Below are 19,679 nucleotides of genomic sequence, written 5' to 3'. Positions count from 1 at the left end.
AGGGAGGACGCTGAGAATGGCAAAAATTTCCGTTGAACAACTAATGGCGATAATGGCCGACCCGTCGATTGAAGAAAGCGAACTGGCCCAGTATTTCACCGTGGATCAGGAAGCCTCGGGCGCCTTTGCGCCGCAGTTGAAGATCAACCCGTCCACGGTTCAGATTCCGCGCAGCGCGGATGCCGATCAGCGCACGGCGGCTTTAATGAATTCCGCCAACTGGTTCGCCCGTCTTCGTCGACAATCCCGGTTCCGCAAGGCGCTGTCCAAGGGGTATGACGGGCCGATCATTGTTTCAGAAGGAGACAGCTGGTTTCAGTACCCGCTTTTGCTGAAGGACACGATTGATCACCTGATGGACGACTATGCCGTGTTTTCGCTGGGCGCGGCGGGCGATTTGCTCAAGCGGATGGCGGACAAAAGCGAATATGTCTCGGCCCTGCGCGAAACGGGGGCGGAAATTCTGCTGTTGTCCGGTGGCGGCAATGATCTGGTTGCCGGCGGCGCGCTGGCCTCTCATCTGGAAGAGTTCGATCCCGCGCTGCAGCCCGAAGACTATCTGCTGCCGTCCTTCCATCGCCTGCTGGACGATGCGTTGCAACATTATGGCCGCATGTTCCGCGAGGTGCAGACCAAATTCCCGCATGTTTCGATACTGTGCCACGGTTACGACTATCCGGTGCCGAACAAGGACCGGTGGTTGGGCAAACCGATGGAAAGCCGGGGCATTCGCAGCAGGTCTTTGCAAAAGGCCATCGCAGCGCGGATGATGGACAATTTCAACCGTCGTCTGCGACGGCTGGCAAATGCGATGCCGCATGTCACCTATCTGGATTGCAGAGGTGTAGTGGGCGATCATCGCTGGCATGACGGCCTGCACCCAACCGACGAAGGCTATGGCGACGTGGCAAAGAAGTTCCGCCGCGAGATCGAGGTGCTCGCCAATTCCCGCAGCGGCCCGTCGATGATCATCAGCGGCCCGTTCGGCAGGGCGTCGGAACTGTCGCGCGCGATGGCAGCGCCGCCGGTCATTGCCGGTGGTCAACCAAATGGTATGTCGCTGCATGTCGGGTTGAATACGGTCGATCCCAATCACTATGACGGGTGGGACGGCCAGTTGACGGCCTGCGAAGCGGATGCGCAAGCAATGGAGGCGCTTGCAACAACCGAAGGCTTTGCCCCGACCCATCTGCTGACTTCAGATGCGACGCGGGAAAACGTGACCGAACAGATCCGCCGCGCTGCGCGTGACCTGAAAGGCGGCGACATGTTCCTGATGACGGTTTCGGGCCACGGCGGTCGCCTTCCTGATTTCAATCAGGACGAAGATCACGATGGCGACGTCAAGATGGATGAAACGCTGTGCCTCTATGACTTCCAATTGGCCGATGACGAGCTTTACATGCTGTGGTCGGAATTCCGGGCGGGCGTGCGGGTTCTGATGGTGCCCGACACCTGCCATTCGGGATCGATGGTCAGGTTTGGCCCGGCCGGTCCTTCCATGTTGTTCGGACGCCAGATCGACGCACCGCTTGGGGTGCGCGCGATGCCTCTTAACGTGGAAGACCGGGTCTGGCGCGCGAATGAGGCTGTCTACCGCGAGGCGTCGCGGTCTTACTCGGCCCTCAAGGAAAGCGTGATGACAAATCCGCTGTCGACGCCGGTCAAGGCATCGGTTCTTAATCTGGGTGCCTGTAAGGACGAGCAGTTTGCCATGGACGGCGCACACTATGGCGCATTTACCGGCGCATTGCTGAAAGTCTGGAACAACGGTCGGTTCCCAGGGGATTACCGTGCGTTCCGGGCTGAAATCGACGCCGAAATCGACAGCCCGAGCCAGACACCACAACTGTTCGAAAAACTTGTGTCCGACCCCGACTTTACCGGCGACAGGCCCTTTACCCTGCGTCCCGGAGGGGCCGCAAGTGTCGCGCATTCCCCAACAGCGCCGGTCACTATGGCCGAGGATGAAGTTGAAGGTGACGGTGAAGAAGCTGATCAGATTGATCAGGCACTGGCCGACGCAATCCTGTCCGCCAAACATCGCGGTGCGGGGTTCCGGGATTCACAGGCGGCGCTGACATGGTCCGAATATGCCGATTTCGACGCCTTCATACGATCCCTTGGCCTCAGGCATTTTTCCACCGACGAGTTTCTGATTCTGGGTGGTGCCCACAGAACGCCCGGCGGCAATTGTCAGGGCAAGAACACTTACCCGCCACGCGCGCTGTGGACAAATATCGCGGAAACGGCCCGCGTGCTGGAACATCTGCGCGAACGTCTGGGCAAGCCCATCGTGATAACCAATGCCTATCGGGGACCGGCCTATAACGCCTGCATCGGTGGCGCCAGCGGCAGCCAGCACATGAAGTTCACCGCGCTTGATTTTCAGGTTCGGGGTATGTCGGCCCCGGATGTGGCGCAGGCGCTGCGTGTGTTGCGCGACCGAGAGCATTTGTTCAAAGGCGGGATTGGGCGCTATAACAGCTTCACTCATGTCGACACACGCGGGAACAATGCCACCTGGCCACCCGCCTTCCGCAACAGCGCCTTGCCCGCCGCAACCTCGATGGCACCCGCAGGGCCGCGGAACCTGACCGAGCGTCTGGCCATGCTGAACAGCCTTGAACTAGCTCCGATGCGTGGAAGACGGTCCAAAACCGCAAGCTCAGCATTTGCTGATCCGGTTGTCCGGTCCTCTAACGCCTTTGACCCCAGTTCCGAGCTTGCAGAAAAGCAGCAAACCCTTGCGGCCGCTGTCAGCGCGTCCAGCGTCATTTCCTTTGTCGAAAACCTGACGCCGGGCCAGAAAGAGGACGTACTGCTGTCAACGCTGTTTGCGCAGCGTGCTGCGGACAGTCAGTTTGATCCGGTCAATCAGCGCGAGGCATGGTTTGCCCGGTATATGGAGATACTGAGCCTACTTGGCTGGGTCCGAGAAGAAGCACCCTTTACCACTAGTCAAAAAATGCAGGGGAGTGGCAGCTTTGACAAAGTGATCCTTTCCACTCTGGCCCAGGTCGCAACGGGAAATCAGTTTGAGATTGTCAAAAGCGCGATCGAGGCCCTGCGCGGTTTGTCGAATGATGATGGAAAGATCAAACTGTTCGACCTAGAAACCTCGCAAACGAAGGGTGGCAATTTTCAGATTGGTGCCGCTGAGGCGGCCGGGGATGTGATCAACATTGCGCTTGGGGCCTTCAACTTCACTTATAAAGATCAAAAGCAGAATATTCTCTTTGTAGCCTGGGGTAGCAATGAGCTCGACTACTGGCTGGCCGCGCAAAACCTGTCGCTGAGCACAACGATCTACGATGCCGTGCGCGAACTGGTAAAGACCCGGCTTGCAGATACACGCAAAACCTTGATCGCAGATATCCCGTTAAGCTAAGTCTGAGCTTGCAGCTAAACTACGATCTTTCTGTGTGGTGATCCCTGACACAATCTTGCCCGGCTTCTTGCCGGGCTCTTTTTTGGCGAACAACTATCTCCAAAACCTCGAACTAAAAGGCATCCAAAGCAACAAGACGTCCTGGTCTCATTTTGAAGCGGTCATTTATTAGCATCGCGGCATTTCGCACTTTGTACTCACTGCCGACCTAAGCCGCAGCGTTAGTGAAATGCTGCTGTCTTTGTTGGGTCAGAAATGTTTGACGTTTGGGTCAGAATTGAATGACGCAAATTACCCATTTGTTGAGGTTTTGCGAGTCAATTGAGTCAGAAATAAGTGACGTTCCACATTTCCTGTTGAACGTCACACGAACCTGACCCAACCGTCACAGTTGGACCAGAAAAGTAGTGAATGTTTGACATCGGATGGCACCCCCGATGTTGGACATCAATTGATTTTGGCCTTCGCGTCTTAAACTGACTCAAGTTTCCCATTTTAATACTCCCGCAGAGAATTTCGTTTGATCTGGCTTCCCTTTTGGAAAATCAGGGCTGATTTGCAGATCAGACAGCGAAGCTGCCTTTTTCTGCTGATCTGCCACGTGGCGAACGCGGGAGGGGGCGAGGCAATGCTATTCGACAGGGGTGGTGCGGACCGGAGGCGCAGCCGAGGACACGGCCCTGTCTATTAGGGTTGCCCGAGGGGGAGGGCTGCGCCCTCACCCTGACGGCCAGGGGTGTTTGGCTTGTCCAAATCCCGCTGACCTAAGAAAGGAAAGCGTTAGTACCAGCAGATCGCTTTTGCGTCGGTTGTGTCTGATCAAAACGCGTAACGCATACCGAATTCGGTGTAATTCTAGTTCAATGTCAGGTCGGCTTTTTTGCTTTCTCTGAAGACAAGTTCAGCATTCGGCAGATCGATATTTGTCGCGCGTTGCAGGGCGGCTTTTGGGTCAAACCCATGCTTGATCCAGCGGTTTTGCAGCCTCCTTTCAATCTCCTCCAAAGTCGGACTGATAAAAACCGTTGCGGCATAGACATCCGACAATTTTCTCCACGGGTCGCTTTTCATCAGAAGGTAGTTTCCCTCAACGACTATAGTCGGAGTTTCTGGGTGAACAGCAATCGCGTTGGCAATGGCCAGATCCATTTGGCGGTCGAATTTGGGGTGAAAGGACTCTTGTTGTGTAGACTGCAGTCCTCTGATTGCATTGCAAAACCCAAATCCGTCGAAGGTTTCTGGCGCGCCTTTTCTCGCTAGCAGACCACGCGACTCAAGTACGCGATTGTCCAGATGATAGCCGTCCATGGGTACCAGCGAGGCTAACGGAACCGCAGAACATTGTTGTGCGTTCAGCGTTTGCACAACGGTTTCTGCCAGATTCGACTTTCCGGATGCAGGGGGGCCGGCGATTGCGACAATCGTCCGAACCCCAACCTGCCTCCGGGAGGAGATCAGGTCGCACACGCGCTTTGCGTCCTGCTCGATCACGCGGCGTCTTCTTTTGGTGGTTCTTTGGCGCCGGTCATAAAGGCCACGGCGTCGGACATCGTGTAATCCTTGGGATCAATGGTGCAGAGCCTTTTGCCCAGCCGATGCACATGGATGCGATCCGCGACTTCGAAGACATGTGGCATGTTGTGACTGATCAGGATGATTGGAATGCCACGTGCGCGTACGTCTTGGATGAGTTCAAGCACCTTGCGGCTCTCTTTCACGCCCAAAGCTGCTGTGGGCTCGTCCATGATGATAAACTTGGTCGCAAAGGCGGCTGCGCGCGCAACGGCAACGCCTTGGCGCTGGCCGCCGGACAACGTCTCTATCGCCTGGTTGATCGACTGCACGGTCATCAGGCCAAGCTCGGTTAATTTTTCGCGGGCGAACTTCTCCATAGCTGGCCGGTCGAGCTGACGCATGTATTTGCCCATGAAACCCTTTTTGCGGATCTCGCGCCCCATGAACATGTTGTCCGCAATTGAAAGGGCAGGAGACATGGCAAGCTGCTGATAGACGATTTCGATACCCATATTGCGGGCGTCGATTGGAGAGCTAAAGTTTACCTTCTTCCCTTCGATCAGAATCTCGCCCTCATCCGGGATGGTGGCCCCGCAAATCGCCTTGACGATGGAAGATTTACCCGCACCGTTGTCCCCGATAACTGCAAGGATTTCTCCTTGTCGCAGTTCAAAGTCGGAATGGTCGATGGCGGTGACGTGGCCATATCGCTTCACGATCCTGCGCCCTTGGACGACTGGAGTTGTGTCTGACATTAGCCCGATACCTTTCTGATCCACTGGTCGACTGCGACCGCTGCGATGATGAGAAGACCGATCAACAGGAAGGTCCACTGTGCATCTGCGCCCAGAAGCCTCAGCCCCAGAGTAAACACGCCAACGATCAGAGCTCCGAACAACGATCCCAGAATGGATCCTCGCCCGCCGAACAATGAGATGCCCCCGATCACAACCGCGGTGATACTTTCAATGTTGGCCAATTGGCCGGAGGTCGGCGAGACCGACCCGATGCGCCCAATCAAAGCCCAGCCCGCAAAGGCGCAGATCAATCCGGACAGCATGTAGACGGACATCAGAGTTCTGTGGACGTTGACACCGGAGAGCTCGGCAGCCTCTGGATCGTCTCCGACCGCATAGACATGCCGCCCCCAGGCCGTGTGTTTGAGTGCATATGCCAACACAAAAATCAGGACGAGCATGAAAACGACGCCAACTGTAAAGGTCGCTCCACCAATGCTGAACTTGGTTCCAAAAAACTGAAGGAACGGCGCGTTTGCCTCAATATCCTGACTGCGAATGGTTTCGTTCGCAGAATACAGGAAGTTTGTAGCCAGAACGATTTGCCACATTCCAAGCGTGACGATAAATGGCGGGAGCTTAACTCGGCTGACAAGCCACCCGTTAAGGGCTCCGATCAAAGTTCCGACTGCAAGCCCGCACATAACGGCAATTGGCACTGGAATACCGTACCGAAACGTAAACTGCCCCATGATGACGGAAGAAAAAACCATGATCGCACCGACGCTCAGATCAATTCCGGCCGTCAGAATAACAAGGCTTTGCGCGGCAGCCACGATGCCCACAATCTGGACCTGTTGAAGGATCAAAGTCATTGCGAACGGAGAGAAGAACTTTGAGCCCAGAAGCAGGCCAAAAATCAACATTGCACTGACTAAGACAATAAGAGGCACAAAGGATGGATTGACGTGAAGAAGATGCTGCAACTTCCCCAGAACGCCACGCCGATGGTCCTCAAAAGCCGCAACAGTTTCTGTTCTGCTAGCAGCGGATTCAAATTCCTGGGCGCTTTGGTTTGCTTCGGACATATCTCCCCCTTTTCGCGGGCGGCGTAACGCCCACGAGATCAGTGTACAGGAAGTTTCGGTTTGCTGGTGAAAGGAGTGATGAGGCGCTCTCATGCGCCTCATTCATTAGGTCTTTTTAGCCCCAGCAGAGTTCTAAGCCTTCGGCGACCGAGATCGAATCCACGCCATCAACAGGTTGGTCCGTGATGAGCGCGACTCCGGTATCGTAGAAGTCTTTTCCGGGCGTGTTTTCAGGCTTTACGCCTTCTTCAGCCCACTTTTTGATAGCCTCGACGCCAAGCGAAGCCATCAAAAGCGGATACTGCTGGCTTGTGGCACCAATAACTCCGGCCTGCACATTTTGTACACCGGGGCAGCCACCGTCGACCGAAACGATCAGCACATCGTTTTCACGTCCAATAGATTTCAATGCCTCATAGGCACCTGCCGCCGCCGGCTCGTTGATCGTGTGAACCACGTTGATCGTCGAGTCCTTGGCCAGAAGGTTTTCCATGGCACGGCGCCCACCTTCTTCGTTGCCGTCGGTCACGTCACTGCCGACCAATCGAGCATCAGATTCATCGCCGATGACATTGGGGTCTGCCAGGTCCACACCGAAGCCGTCGAGGAAGCCCTGATTGCGAAGAACGTCCACGGTTGGCTGACTGACGTTCAGATCAAGCGTCGCAATTTTGGCGTCAGCCACTGCGTCGCCCATCTTTGCCTTCGCCCATTGTCCGATCAACAGGCCAGCTTTGTAGTTGTCTGTCGCAAAGGTTGCGTCAGCGGAATCAATCGGGCTTAGCGGCGTGTCCAGAGCGATAACCAACAGGCCAGCGTCACGCGCCTGCTGAACAGCGGGGACAATCGAGCTTGTGTCCGAGGCCGTCAGGAGAATTCCCTTTGCGCCGTCGAGAATACAAGTTTCAATGGCCTGAACTTGAGTTTCATGGTCGCCGTCGATTTTACCGGCAAAGGCCTTCAAGGTCATGCCAAGCTCTTCGGCCTTGGCCGTTGCGCCTTCCTTCATCTTTACAAAGAATGGATTGGTATCTGTCTTCGTGATCAGACAAACGGTTTCTTCGGCTGCGTGAGCAGATGCAGCAGCTACCGTAAGCGCGGTAGCAGATGCGGCAATCTTGAATAGATTTTTCATGTAGTCCTCCCAGAAAATTGTTGATGCCCCGCATGGCAGGCCAACGAGACTCGCCCTCATCCTCCAATGAAGGTCTATTTCAAGAAACTGTGATTCTAGTCTTTCTGTCAATAAATAAATAAAGTTTATTTATTAATTTACTGGAGTACCTTTTCATAAGAAAACAAGGTGTTTATGTTCAGGCTTATGGAGAGAGAAGCGCTCAACACACTGACCGGTGGGGTAAGTCAAAGCGGGGTTCGCGATCACAACGAGCGTCTGATTTTGACAGTTTTACAACGGCATGGGCCCGCCGCAGGCGCCGACGTCGCGCGATTAACGGGCTTGTCTCCTCAGACTGTATCAATCATTCTGCGCAAGCTAGAAAAGGACGCGATTCTCAAGCGTGGTACTCCACTGCGCGGGAAGGTTGGAAAGCCCTCAACCCCTATGGAATTAAACCCGGAAGGCATCTTGTCGGTTGGGATGAAGATCGGGCGGCGTAGCGCCGATCTGCTCTTGATCGACTTTACTGGCACGCCGCGCCGCCAACTTTCCACGACTTATGACTATCCGCTACCAGAAGTCATTTTCGGTTTTTTGGAGTCTGGTTTGGAAACGCTTCTGTCCCACGAGCCTCAGAGGCTTCGTGATCGTGTTTGTGGGATCGGGATCGGGACTCCATTTGAACTTTGGAAATGGCACGATCTGTCTGGGCTTGCTGCAAAAAAATTTAGGTCTTGGAGAAACGTGAATTTCTTTTCCGAGGTCGCCAAGTTCAGCGATTTGCCGGTTTTTGTGGTCAACGACGCGACAGCCGCCTGTCACGCAGAGCATCTCTATGGACGTGGGGCAGAATACCGTGACTACTTCTACTTTTTTATTGGCTCAATGATCGGCGGCGGTGTTGCATTGAACGGCACCGTGTTCGAAGGCAACCAAGGCAATGCCGGTGCATTGGGCGCCATGCGCACGACCGGTCCTTTGGGTGAAAGCCAACAACTGATCGACACGGGGTCGCTGTTTTTGCTCGAGGACCGATTGATCGAAGCGGGTGTCGACCCGGGGATTCTATGGGAGAAGCCGCAGGACTGGAGCAGCATTTCTCGCTATGTCGAGCCGTGGATTGGCACCACGGCGCAAGAATTAGCTAAGGCCGCTCTTTCAATCTGTGCTGTCATCGACTTTGAGGCCATTTTCATCGATGGCGCGTTCCCGCCTGAGGTTCGGGAAGAACTGGTGTCTAGGGTTCGCCGTTACTTAGTCAATCAAGACAAACGCGGCTTGATTCCTCCGGTCGTTGAGGTCGCTGCGGTTGGGGAAAACGCTCGCGGCATTGGGGCGGCTAGCAGCCCAATTTTCCGCCAATTTCTATTGAATACCAATGCTGGGCTTTCTGGGATGTAGAGGAAGCTCGTCGTCGTCAAACTTCCTGATCAAGAAAGAATCGCGGATCCTGCTCAAGGAGGCGGCCTTTGATGGGCCGCTTTGGCGAGGTTGCAGCGCAGTATAGAAAAAGCAGCGGAGGACCGGATTGGGCCGTCTGCGTGATCAGCTGTCGGCGAGGCAGGAGCCTGCGCTGAAAAGGCACCGAGGTCCGTAATGAGCCCATAGTGTTCGCGTCTGTTATTTTGCGTTTTGGCAATGGTAGTGTGTGAGCAGTCTGATAGTGATGATGTTTATTAACCAACTCGCATTCACGGTCGATTGGACACGCGAGCTCTACAAGGATCTCGTGCAACGAAGCACCCTGAAGGTTGCGAGTTGAGTTCATGGTACAGATCGCGGCTTGCGCCTGAACCAACTGGCAGGCGACCGAACGAGGCTCTTTGACGTTCAAAATCAAAAATCGCCGCAGCCATATGGATCGCAAGACAAACCTTGCACGGCCTGGTCTGAACTGGGCCGAAGCCAGCAGCGTTGATGGCGAGCAATTCAAGCTTGAAGCGTTCTGCCGGCTCGCAATCTCACCGGACCCGAAGAACACACCGTTTTTTCAGTTTATCGAAAACCCATTGCTGAATTTGGCGCAATCCAGCGTCACCCTGATCGGCCTGCGGACGAGGATTGTTTTCCAAGGAAGGTCTGTCCAATTTTTCTTGGCAGGCAGCGCATGGAGTAGAGTTTTCGCCGGCCAGATGGATGATTCTTGGGTTCAGACGCGTGCCAAAATGTGCATTTTCGGTTATTTGGCATTTTTTGTCATAAAAATGGATGAAAATTCAATTAGTTATCTCTGCCTACGGGAAACCCCCAATTTCTGAATGCAGGTCGATTCGTTAGGGTTAATGCATCCAAAGAATTACTGCGGACAATACCACTTTTCCCCGATGAGGGGCTGGCTACTTACCCCCTCGGCCGGCCCCTCAACCGCCTTCCCAAATCCCCCTGCCAGCAAATTTCTCCGCTATCCCTGCAATGCCTCCAGGACGAGTGCGGGTAGTTTGTGCGCGTCATCATAGCTGAACCTGTGTGGGATCTCTTCCACCGGAGTTTTTCGGTAGCCTTCCGAAAACAAAAGAAAGGGCACGTTTGCACGACGCGCAGTTTCGGCATCCACTTCGCTGTCTCCGACATAGAGCCGGGGTCCAGCGTTGGCGACCGCGTTGAAGCTTGCCTCAAGGTGCGCGGGGTCTGGTTTGCGAACGGGTAGTGTGTCGCCGCCAAACACTGTTTCGAAGTGATGCGCCAGATCCAGTGCGTCCAGAATATGACGTGCGGGCGCCTCAGGTTTGTTTGTGCATACGCCCAGAACGCAGCCCAATTCGCGCAGTTGCGTCAGAGCTTGCGGGACGCCTGGGTAAGGGATTGTTTTGTCGCTGGAGGCGGCAGAGTAATGGGCGAGTGTGAGTTCGGTCAATTCGCTATGCTGTTCGATCGGCAGGTCGTGATGGCGGATCATGCGTTCGACCAGTTTTGGCAGGCCGTTGCCCACAAATTGTTTGATCGTGCTTTCCGGCAACGGGGCGATGCCGATATCCAGCAATGTCCGGTTGGCGGCCGCTGCAATGTCCGGAAGACTGTCCACCAGCGTTCCGTCCAGGTCGAACATGATTGTTGCCGTCATCGGTTTCCCCGTCGGTTAATGCGTGTGAGCCAGACCTAACCTGCATGAAATCCTTGCGCAATCACCCCACATTCGCGGTTTCCATCGAATAGGGTTGACATACCTGACTAAATTAATCAGATTAACGGAAAGACCCCCTCAGCCAACCCAGTTCGGGTCAGCCAAGTTGTTGAAAGCGCGAACAAATTAAGGCCCTTTGCCCGAGAACCTACTGGAGTTGTCCTGATGAATGTGCAGACCCCGAATCCCAGCCAGTCCTATGCGGTGTCCATGCTTCCGGCACATAAGGCCGAAGATCTGACCAAGGGTGGCAACCTGGCCCATATCGAACTGGGCGATCAACTTTATACCTTGCGTATCACACGCGCCGGCAAGCTGATCCTGACGAAATGAGCACGCATTCCTCTCGCGGTGGCGCTGCGGTTGGGCGTCTGTCCGACCTTAGCCCAATCGAAGCCGGTGCTGTGATGTATCTGCGATTGTGGAGCGAAAGTCCCGAGGCCCGTGCGGATGCTGCAAGCGACTTCGAAATTGCGCTTGGTCTGGATCAGGGGCGGGCGGCAATGATGACGCTGGATCGTTTGTGCGGGCTGTGTGCCCATCACGGCCGTCGCCCATTGGTGCGGCACGGGCTTGGCTGTTCCTGCCTTGGCGCAGACGAAAACTGTTTCGCCCAGATGATTGCTGCAGCCTCGGAAGGGGCGCGTGAAGACGCGATGATGATGGCAACGCTGATCGTTCGACCCGACTTTGCCCCGGCACTGGCGTCACTGTCCGAAGAGATGGGTATGGTGCTGCGCCGGATGACCGCATCGATTCCCCTGCCAACCACCGGGCACAGAACCCCCTCGGCCGTGCTGCACTAAGCGGCAGGCGACTTCAAAACCCCGGCCTGTCAGAGCCGGGGTTTTTTGTTTCAGCAACACCCACAGCCCGCGTGGTGGTGGTCATGATCGCAGACCGAGGTGGGGGCGTAATCGCCGACCTCGGATAGGACCTCGCGTAAAGCCCCTAGGATCATGTCGACATCTTCAGCCTCAATCGTCAAAGGCGGGCGAATTTTCAGGATGTTGTCCTTGGGTCCTTCGCTGCCGATCAGGATACGGTGATCGCGCATCCGGTTTTTGATATAATTGCAGATTTCGGTGCCTTCGGATCCGTCCGGATTGATCAGTTCCACGCCCAGAAACAAGCCCATACCGCGCACGTCACCGACACAGGCGAAATCAGCCTCGATCTGACGGAGCCCATCCATCAGCTGCCCACCCATGACACGGGCGTTATCTTGCAAGCCTTCGTCATCGACGATGTCCAGCACCTCTTTGCCGATCCGGCAGGACAGGGTGGAGCCGCCAAAAGTCGAAAAGAACTCGATGCCGTTGTTGAAACTGTCGGCGATGGCTTTGGTCGTGACCAGTACGCCCAGCGGATGGCCGTTGCCGATGGGTTTCCCCATGACAACGATATCCGGCAGCGCGCCTTGGTGTTCAAAGCCGAAGTAGTATTGGCCCAGACGCCCCAGCCCGGTCTGCACCTCATCAGCAATACAAACCCCGCCGGCCGCACGGATTTTGTCGTAAACGGCTGGCAGATACCCTTTGGGTGGGATGATCTGGCCGCCAACCGAGGGGAAGGTCTCGGCGATGAAGCCAGCCAACCCTTGGCCTCGGTCCAACAACGCAGCAATTGCCGGGTCAATCAGATCGGCAAACTTCTGTGCCCGATCAGGATCATCACGCTTGAACGAGCCACGATAGTCGTCCGCGACTTCCACCAACTCGACCCAATCGGCCTGACCATTTCCTCCCGGTTTGTTGAACTTGTAGGCAGAGATCGCCACCGCCGCATTCGTATTGCCGTGGTACCCGTGGTCAGGCGTTACGATGCCTTTGGCCCCGGTATGCGCGCGCGCCAGACGCAAGGCCAGCTCGTTGGCCTCGGTGCCCGAGTTGACGAAAAAGCACACCTCGAAATGATCCGGTAGCTTGGACAGGATTTTGTCAGCGAAGGCTGTCTGCGCCGGGTGCAGGTAGCGAGTGTTCGAATTCATCCGCTTAAGCTGATCTGCCGCGACCACTTGAATGCGCGGATGAGCGTGACCCACATGGGGGACGTTGTTATAGGCGTCCAGATAGGGGCGCCCCCATTCGTCGAACAGGTGATGTTTCCAACCGCGGACCAGCATGACCGGGTCGTCATAGGTCAAGGATAGGTTGCCGCCGAAATGGTCATGCCGACCTTGCAGGATCGCTTGCTTGTCGGTCGGGCGATAGAACACCTTGTCGTCCGGCAGATTCAACAACGCTGCCGGATTTGGACAGACGGCGTGCCACAGCTCCATTTCGTCAGGATCACCAACGCCGGGCCAGTCGTTTTGCATGCCATTGGTTGTCAGGGCCAGTTGAAAGTGCACATGCAGAGCCCAGCCGCCGTTTTGCGTAGCATCCCCCAATCGCGCAAAAGCCGCGCCCTGCGCCACAGGATCGCCCGGTTTCAGTCGGTCGCAGACTTCGGGGTCGAGATGACCGTAGAGTGTATAGAACGGATCGCCCTCGGGTGTTTCATGATGCAGGATCACGACGCCGCCATAGTCCAGATGCGCGTCACGGTTTTCGACCGCTTCGACCCGACCGCTCATCGGGGAATACAACACGGTTCCGGCTGGGGCGAACACATCCACCGCCAAATGCACTGTCCGTCGGTCAGAGGCTTTCCACGGCCCTTTGCGGAACGCTGGCTCGGCATAGATCAGGCGCGGTTCGTTGTAGTAGCCCAGCCAGAGCCCCTCACCGAATTCCTCACCGACACGCGCGGCTTCATCCAGAGGCATGTGGAACGGGTTCTGGGGCCAAGTTGAATTCTCGACCGAAAGCGATCCCATCGGAACATCGCTCAGGTCCTGTTCGAACATCTGCGCGAATTGACCGCGATGTTCGGACAGATAGGCGTGGATACGTTCGGCCCCGTCGGTTACCGGCAACCCGCAGGCGGCGCGCAGCCGGGCGAGCATCAAGCCGCCATTCACCCTGTCGTTTTCCAAAAACCGCCAAGCGGGGGCCTGACTGATGGTCACATAAGGGTCGTCCGGATTGTCCGCCGCCATCAGGGTCGAGTTTACCACGGACACGGCCAGCCGCATCCGCAGCAGCGGCCAGATCAAATCGACCTCGTCAGCACGCAGACGATTGGCGGCGTGATAGCCGCGGACCAACGCCGTCAATGCCGGCTCGGGTTTTGGGTGGTCCAGGACGATATACGCCCCGGCTATCGCCAGATCGCAAATACGCGGTGCGGCGCACATGTCGCCCAGGTCGATCAAGCCAGAGACGGTTTGCCGCTGACCCAGTTCACCGTCGACCAATATATTGTAGTCGTTGGCATCATTGTGGATCGCTTGCTTCGGCAGGCCCGCCAGAGAGCCCGAGATCGCATCGAATTCAACGCAAATCTCTGACAACATTGCCTGCCGCGCAGGGTCGGCAATGGCATCCAACTTGTCCGAAATCCAGCCCGCCTGTGTCAGGTCCCATTTGAAATCCGCGCGGTGTAACCCGTCGTGAGTAAACTGTTCCAGTGCCCGGTCGGTTGCGCCTAGAACGCGGCCCAGTTTCAGGATCAGTTCCTCGGATTTCGGCGCTGCCTTGGCATAGCATTGGCCAGGCAGGCATTCGAGCAACCAAACCAGTCGCGGCTGCCCATCCTGATCAGAGATTTCCGGGAGCAGCGTACCGTTGATATCCGGAAAAACACTGGGAAAGGGCAGTCCCGGTGCCTCGGCAGCGATGTGTTTCAGCGCCTTGATCTGCAGGTCAATGAACTCTGCCTCGCAACCCGCGCGCATGACTTTCAGTACGTAGTCCTGACCATTGGTGGCCCTGACCAGAAAGTTGAGGTCATATTCGCCGTCCAGCCGGTTCAGTTTGGCCTCAAGCCCCCAATGGATGCGCAGGGCGTGGGCCCAGAATTCGGTCAACTCGGTCATCAGTGCGACGGTCCTTTAATCCAGCGCGCGCAGGCGTTTGATCAGCGAGGATGTGTCCCAGCGTCCGCCGCCCAGTTTCTGAACGTCCTTGTAAAACTGATCGACCAGAGCGGTCACAGGCAGTGAAGCCCCCGTTTCATTGGCCGTATCCAGACAGATGCCAAGATCCTTACGCATCCAGTCCACCGCAAACCCATGTTCGAAATGGTCATCCAGCATTGTCTCATATCGGTTTGCCATCTGCCAACTGCCTGCCGCGCCCTGACTGATAACTTCAACGACTGCGCGGCCATCAAGGCCCGCCTTCTCGGCAAAGTGCAGCGCTTCGCTGAGGCCCTGCACCAGACCGGCAATAGCGATCTGGTTGCACATCTTGGTCATCTGACCTGCACCGCTGTCGCCGATACGACGGCATATCTTGGAATAGACCTGCATAATCGGTTCAGCCGCGTCATACGCCGCCTGATCCCCACCGCACATAATCGACAGAACCGCATTTTCTGCCCCTGCCTGACCGCCCGAGATCGGAGCGTCCACAAAAGCAATACCTTGCGTTTGTCCAGCTTGGTACAGCTCGCGCGTCACCATGGCGGAAACAGTGGTGTGATCGATAAAGATCGCGCCGTCGGACATGCCGCTGAACGCGCCGTCTTCACCTGTACAGACCATCCGCAGGTCGTCGTCATTACCAACGCAGGCCATGACAAATTCCGCACCCTGAGCGGCCTCGCGCGGTGTGGCCGCCATTGCGCCACCATGTTGGGCGACCCAGGCCTCTGCCTTGGCGGCGGTGCGATTATACACGGTGACTTCATGCCCGGCGGCCTGCAAGTGACCGGCCATGGGATAGCCCATGACACCTAGACCCAGAAACGCGACTTTTGCCATTTGGAGATCCTCTCTGCTGTCCGGTGTCCGTCTTTTTCGGCGGGCCGGATTGTTCAGCAGAGACAAAGCAAAGCTGAGTCCAAAGGGCAACCCCGCGTCACGATTTGCCGCCCAAATCCTGCAGGATCGGGCAATCGGGCCGATCGTCGCCTGCGCAAGCGTCGATCAGATGGCTGAGAGTGTCCCGCATGGCTTCCAGATCCGCGATCTTTGCTTCGATCTGGACCATATGCGCGCGCGCGACTTTTTTGACATCGGCACTGGCACGGGTTTCATCCTCATAAAGCGCCATCAATGTGCGGCAATCCTCGATCGTGAAACCCAAGGCGCGGGCGCGGCCCAAAAAAGTCAGTTTGTGCACGTCCTGACTGCGAAATCTGCGGTATCCGTTGTCATCGCGTAGCGGTTTCACCAAGCCGATATCTTCATAGTACCGAATTGTTTTTGCGGGCAGACCTGTCTGGTTTGAAACATCGCCGATATTCATGAGGTCACCGTTTGTGTTGAATGGTCTTGCGGGGCGTCAGGCAGGCTGGCGCGGACGCGTCGCAGGCGCAGCGCATTCGAGACGACAAAGACGCTGGACAATGCCATGGCCCCTGCGGCAAGGGCCGGGGACAGAAGGTGGCCGCCAAACGGGTAAAGAACTCCCGCAGCAACCGGGATAAGCAGGATGTTGTAACCAAACGCCCAGCCTAGGTTCTGCTTGATGTTGCGCATGGTTCTGCGGCTGATCTCGACCGCGTTTGCGACACCGCGCAGATCACCCGACATCAGCACGACATCCGCAGTTTCAATCGCTACGTCTGTGCCGGTTCCGATGGCGATGCCGATATCCGCCGAAGCCAGTGCCGGGGCATCGTTGATGCCATCCCCGACAAAGGCCAGTGCACCAAACGTGTCGCGCAGCGCATTGATCGCGGCAAGCTTACCATCGGGCAGCACTTCGGCTGTGACATGATCAATGCCCAGCTTGTCCGCCAGCGCCTGCGCCGTCCGGGCGTTGTCGCCTGTCACCATCGCCAAAGTTAGCCCCATTTCGTGCAACCGCCCAAGCGCCTGCACAGTGCCGGGCTTGATCGGGTCCGCGACCGCAAGCATTGCAGCGGCCTGACCGTCGATGGCTACAAACAAAGGGGTTGCGCCTTCTTCGGCGCGCTGGTTGGCCTCGGCCATCAGGTCTCTAACGGTTATGTCGTTCTGCTCCATCAATCTGGCCGAACCGATCAGCAGCTTATGCCCCTCGACCACAGCCCGAACACCCAGCCCTGTGAGCGAGTCAAATTCGGATACCTCAGGCAATTCAGATGGTCCGGCACGAGTGATGGCAGTGGCAACGGGATGCTCTGACCGTGCCTCTACGGCGGCCGCCAAACGCAGAACACTGTCGCGGTCAAAGCCGTTTGCGGTCGTAACGCTCTCCAGTTCCGGCCGGCCCAGCGTGAGTGTCCCGGTCTTGTCCAGCGCGACCACCTTGGCTTGCTGCAACTGCTGCAACGCATCGCCTTTGCGGAACAGCACGCCCAATTCTGCCGCGCGGCCGGTGCCGACCATGATTGAGGTTGGTGTCGCAAGGCCCATGGCGCAGGGGCAGGCGATAATCAGAACCGAGACGCCGGCGACCAGCGCCAAAGGCAAAGCCGGTTCCGGGCCGACGAACAACCAAATGGCGATCGTCAGCAGCGCCACGGCCATCACAATGGGCACAAATCGCGCAGTAATACGGTCGACCAGCCCTTGGATCGGTAGCTTCGCCCCCTGCGCCTGTTCGACCATGTGGATGACCTGCGCCAGCACCGTGTCGGCACCAACGCGCGTCGCGCGCACCCGCAGCGCTCCGGTGCCATTCACCGTACCGCCAACGACCTGATCCGATGGCGACTTGCCCACCGGCACCGGTTCGCCGGTGATCATGCTTTCATCCACATAAGAGGTGCCGTCCAGAACCTCGGCATCCACGGGAACCCGTTCGCCCGGGCGGATCTGCAGGGTATCGCCTACTGTTATGTCAGCGATGGGCCTGTCTATGAAGTTCCCGTCCTGTTCGACCCGTGCCGTTTTGGGCTGCAACCCGACCAGCTTGCGGATTGCGGCCCCGGTCCGGCCTTTGGCGCGCGCTTCCATGACCCGGCCCAGCAGTATGAGAACCACGATGACCGAGGCGGCCTCGAAATACACATTGGCGCTACCCTGCGGCAGGATCTGCGGGGCGAAGGTTGCGGTGACGGAAAACAAATAGGCGGCCCCCGTTCCCAAAGCGACCAGTGCATTCATATCGGGCGATCCGCGCATCAGTGACGGGATCCCTTTGGTATAGAACGCGCGCCCCGGGCCAAACAGTATGGCTGAGGTCAGTGCGAACTGGATGAGGTGGCTGGTTTGCGTGCCGATCGTGACCTGGACCCAATGATGGAAGGCTGGGATCATATGCCCGCCCATTTCCAGAATGAATACAGGCAGAGTCAATACCGCTGCGAAGATCGTCGCGCGGGTCAGCGCATGCGCTTCGTCGGATTTCGTGTGGTCTGTTTGGTCAGCCGTCATGCTGTCTGCCACGCGCGCAGGGTATCCGACTGCCTCAGACAAACTGGCCAGCTTTTGCGGATCGGTGGCACCATCGATAAACGTGACCACGGCGGTTTCGGTCGCAAGGTTAACTTGTGCGTCGACGACCGCAGGATCAGCAGTCAGCGCTTTTTCGATCTTTGCCACGCACGAGGCGCAGGTCATCCCGCCAATTTTCAGGGTCGTCTGCTTGCTGGCCGCCGGATACCCGGCGTTGCTCAGGGCGTCAGTCAGTGCGTTGATCGGCCCGGTATGTGTGACCTGCGCCGTTTCGGTCGCGAAGTTGACCGAGGCATCGGTCACTTCTGGCACCGATTGTAACGCGGCTTCTACACGCCCCACGCAGGAGGCGCAGGACATGCCCGAGATTTTGAATTGTGTTGTTTGCGGTGTAGCCATGTGACTCGTCCCGATGTCTGATCTGCCCTCCAAATGGGGGTTCCAGTCACGGGAAGGTCAAGGGGTATCGCGGATTTTCTTTTTGCAACCCGCGTGTCGGCGTCACCTGTTCGCAAACATTTCTAGCAAGAGAGAGTTGTAGGTATCCGGCGGCGGCGATCTGACGGCCTCGGGGGAGGCGAAGAACGCAAGCGACACTGCGGCCGTGGTCAGCGCGATGCCTACAAGAATGAAACCGGCCATATTCAATGAAAATCGCGACATGGGTAAAGTCCTGGTTCGAGAGGTTCATCAGGCGCTGTTGGGTCAGGGCCGTTTTGCCAGCTCTTGCTTCAACCTGTCGTTTTCGGCCTGAAGTTGCGCCAATTGCTGCCCTAGCGAGTTCAGATGTGGACGAAGCTCCGCCTCGGTAAAGCGGGGCGTGATGTGGCGCGGGCAGTTCCAGTCCAGCGCTTCGACCCGGATGATGACGGCGCGTTCAGCCGGGGCATCGGCACCGTCAGGATAAAGGCTGGTTGAGGCATCTTCGCCCTCGGTGAACGCGACCCGGCCAAGAATTTTCAGTCGCCGCCGATTGGCGTAATCCATCAGGATCATTGCAATCCGGTCATTACCATCCAGGTTACCACGCGAGATATACTGTTTGTTGCCCGAAAAGTCGGCATAACCGATTGTCTGCGGTCCCAGAACTTTGAGAAACCCGGTCGGTCCGCCACGGTATTGCACATATGGCCAACCCGTTTCGGACACGGTGGATTGATAGAACCCATCCCGCGCTTCGATAAAGGCCTTTTCAGGCTCGCCGATTTCATGACCTTGCTGCGGGCCACTTTCGATGAATTTGGCATAGGTCTTGGCAGATCCCATCCGTTCCTGATGGGCTCGGACGGCAGGTGTGAAGGTCAGTTCGGAAAAGGCGCGGGGCATGAGTAT

Annotated in this window: 16 protein-coding genes; 5 read left to right on the top strand and 11 right to left on the bottom strand. The window is 56.8% G+C overall.

Annotated elements, in window-relative coordinates; all coding sequences use genetic code 11:
- Positions 1-16 precede the first annotated feature (16 nt).
- On the top strand, positions 17-3,391 hold the full coding sequence (locus AC2FGC_RS07365) for a D-Ala-D-Ala carboxypeptidase family metallohydrolase (protein WP_496725333.1): 3,375 nt from the start codon (positions 17-19) through the stop codon (positions 3,389-3,391).
- Between the two features lie 855 nt (positions 3,392-4,246).
- Here the strand turns inward: AC2FGC_RS07365 and AC2FGC_RS07360 are convergent.
- The 4 genes from AC2FGC_RS07360 to AC2FGC_RS07345 form a co-directional block, all read right to left on the bottom strand.
- Positions 4,247-4,756: a nucleoside/nucleotide kinase family protein gene (locus AC2FGC_RS07360; RefSeq protein WP_496725335.1), complete on the bottom strand. Its 510-nt coding sequence runs from the start codon at positions 4,754-4,756 to the stop codon at positions 4,247-4,249.
- Positions 4,757-4,878: 122 nt separating this feature from the next.
- Positions 4,879-5,661 (bottom strand): ATP-binding cassette domain-containing protein, encoded by a 783-nt coding sequence (locus AC2FGC_RS07355; RefSeq protein WP_496725337.1) that lies wholly within the window; start codon positions 5,659-5,661, stop codon positions 4,879-4,881.
- Positions 5,661-6,731 carry an ABC transporter permease gene (locus AC2FGC_RS07350; protein ID WP_496725339.1) on the bottom strand — a complete coding sequence of 357 codons (1,071 nt, stop codon included), beginning with the start codon at positions 6,729-6,731 and terminating at the stop codon, positions 5,661-5,663. Before AC2FGC_RS07350 ends, AC2FGC_RS07355 begins: the two co-directional genes overlap by 1 nt.
- Before the next feature lie 115 nt (positions 6,732-6,846).
- Entirely contained in the window at positions 6,847-7,866 is a 1,020-nt protein-coding gene (locus tag AC2FGC_RS07345; RefSeq protein WP_496725341.1) for a sugar ABC transporter substrate-binding protein, read from the bottom strand.
- 186 nt (positions 7,867-8,052) lie between these two features.
- Here AC2FGC_RS07345 and AC2FGC_RS07340 point away from each other — a divergent pair, with 186 nt between their 5' ends.
- Both AC2FGC_RS07340 and AC2FGC_RS07335 read left to right on the top strand, forming a co-directional pair.
- On the top strand, positions 8,053-9,252 hold the full coding sequence (locus AC2FGC_RS07340) for an ROK family transcriptional regulator (RefSeq protein ID WP_496725343.1): 1,200 nt from the start codon (positions 8,053-8,055) through the stop codon (positions 9,250-9,252).
- A gap of 422 nt (positions 9,253-9,674) precedes the next feature.
- Positions 9,675-10,109, top strand: coding sequence for a hypothetical protein (locus AC2FGC_RS07335; protein WP_496781828.1), 435 nt, complete (start codon positions 9,675-9,677; stop codon positions 10,107-10,109).
- 143 nt (positions 10,110-10,252) lie between these two features.
- Here AC2FGC_RS07335 and gph read toward each other — a convergent pair whose 3' ends face one another.
- Positions 10,253-10,912 carry a phosphoglycolate phosphatase gene (gene gph / locus AC2FGC_RS07330; protein ID WP_496725347.1) on the bottom strand — a complete coding sequence of 220 codons (660 nt, stop codon included), beginning with the start codon at positions 10,910-10,912 and terminating at the stop codon, positions 10,253-10,255.
- A 225-nt stretch (positions 10,913-11,137) separates the two neighbouring features.
- Between gph and hemP the strand changes: the two genes are divergently transcribed.
- Together hemP and AC2FGC_RS07320 are read left to right on the top strand one after the other, a co-directional pair.
- Positions 11,138-11,305, top strand: coding sequence for a hemin uptake protein HemP (hemP, locus tag AC2FGC_RS07325; RefSeq protein ID WP_081894606.1), 168 nt, complete (start codon positions 11,138-11,140; stop codon positions 11,303-11,305).
- Positions 11,302-11,778 (top strand): hypothetical protein, encoded by a 477-nt coding sequence (locus tag AC2FGC_RS07320; RefSeq protein ID WP_496781826.1) that lies wholly within the window; start codon positions 11,302-11,304, stop codon positions 11,776-11,778. Before hemP ends, AC2FGC_RS07320 begins: the two co-directional genes overlap by 4 nt.
- A gap of 50 nt (positions 11,779-11,828) precedes the next feature.
- Here the strand turns inward: AC2FGC_RS07320 and AC2FGC_RS07315 are convergent, their stop codons facing one another.
- The 6 genes from AC2FGC_RS07315 to AC2FGC_RS07290 form a co-directional block, all read right to left on the bottom strand.
- On the bottom strand, positions 11,829-14,894 hold the full coding sequence (locus AC2FGC_RS07315) for an aminotransferase class III-fold pyridoxal phosphate-dependent enzyme (RefSeq protein ID WP_496781825.1): 3,066 nt from the start codon (positions 14,892-14,894) through the stop codon (positions 11,829-11,831).
- 15 nt (positions 14,895-14,909) lie between these two features.
- A complete protein-coding gene (locus AC2FGC_RS07310) occupies positions 14,910-15,926 on the bottom strand; it encodes an NAD(P)-dependent oxidoreductase (RefSeq protein WP_496725573.1) in 1,017 nt (338 codons plus the stop codon).
- The gene (gene cueR / locus AC2FGC_RS07305; protein WP_496725353.1) at positions 15,880-16,269 is read right to left on the bottom strand and encodes a Cu(I)-responsive transcriptional regulator; all 390 of its coding nucleotides are present in this window, start codon (positions 16,267-16,269) and stop codon (positions 15,880-15,882) included. The genes AC2FGC_RS07310 and cueR overlap by 47 nt, the downstream gene beginning before the upstream one ends.
- A complete protein-coding gene (locus AC2FGC_RS07300; RefSeq protein ID WP_496725355.1) occupies positions 16,266-18,746 on the bottom strand; it encodes a heavy metal translocating P-type ATPase in 2,481 nt (826 codons plus the stop codon). The genes cueR and AC2FGC_RS07300 overlap by 4 nt, the downstream gene beginning before the upstream one ends.
- Before the next feature lie 102 nt (positions 18,747-18,848).
- Positions 18,849-19,010, bottom strand: coding sequence for a hypothetical protein (locus tag AC2FGC_RS07295; RefSeq protein ID WP_496725357.1), 162 nt, complete (start codon positions 19,008-19,010; stop codon positions 18,849-18,851).
- A gap of 42 nt (positions 19,011-19,052) precedes the next feature.
- A complete protein-coding gene (locus AC2FGC_RS07290; protein WP_496725359.1) occupies positions 19,053-19,673 on the bottom strand; it encodes a pyridoxamine 5'-phosphate oxidase family protein in 621 nt (206 codons plus the stop codon).
- Positions 19,674-19,679: the final 6 nt, after the last annotated feature.

Source organism: Ruegeria sp. CDSC054 (genome assembly GCF_059610645.1).
This window is presented reverse-complemented; position numbering and strand designations above follow the sequence as displayed.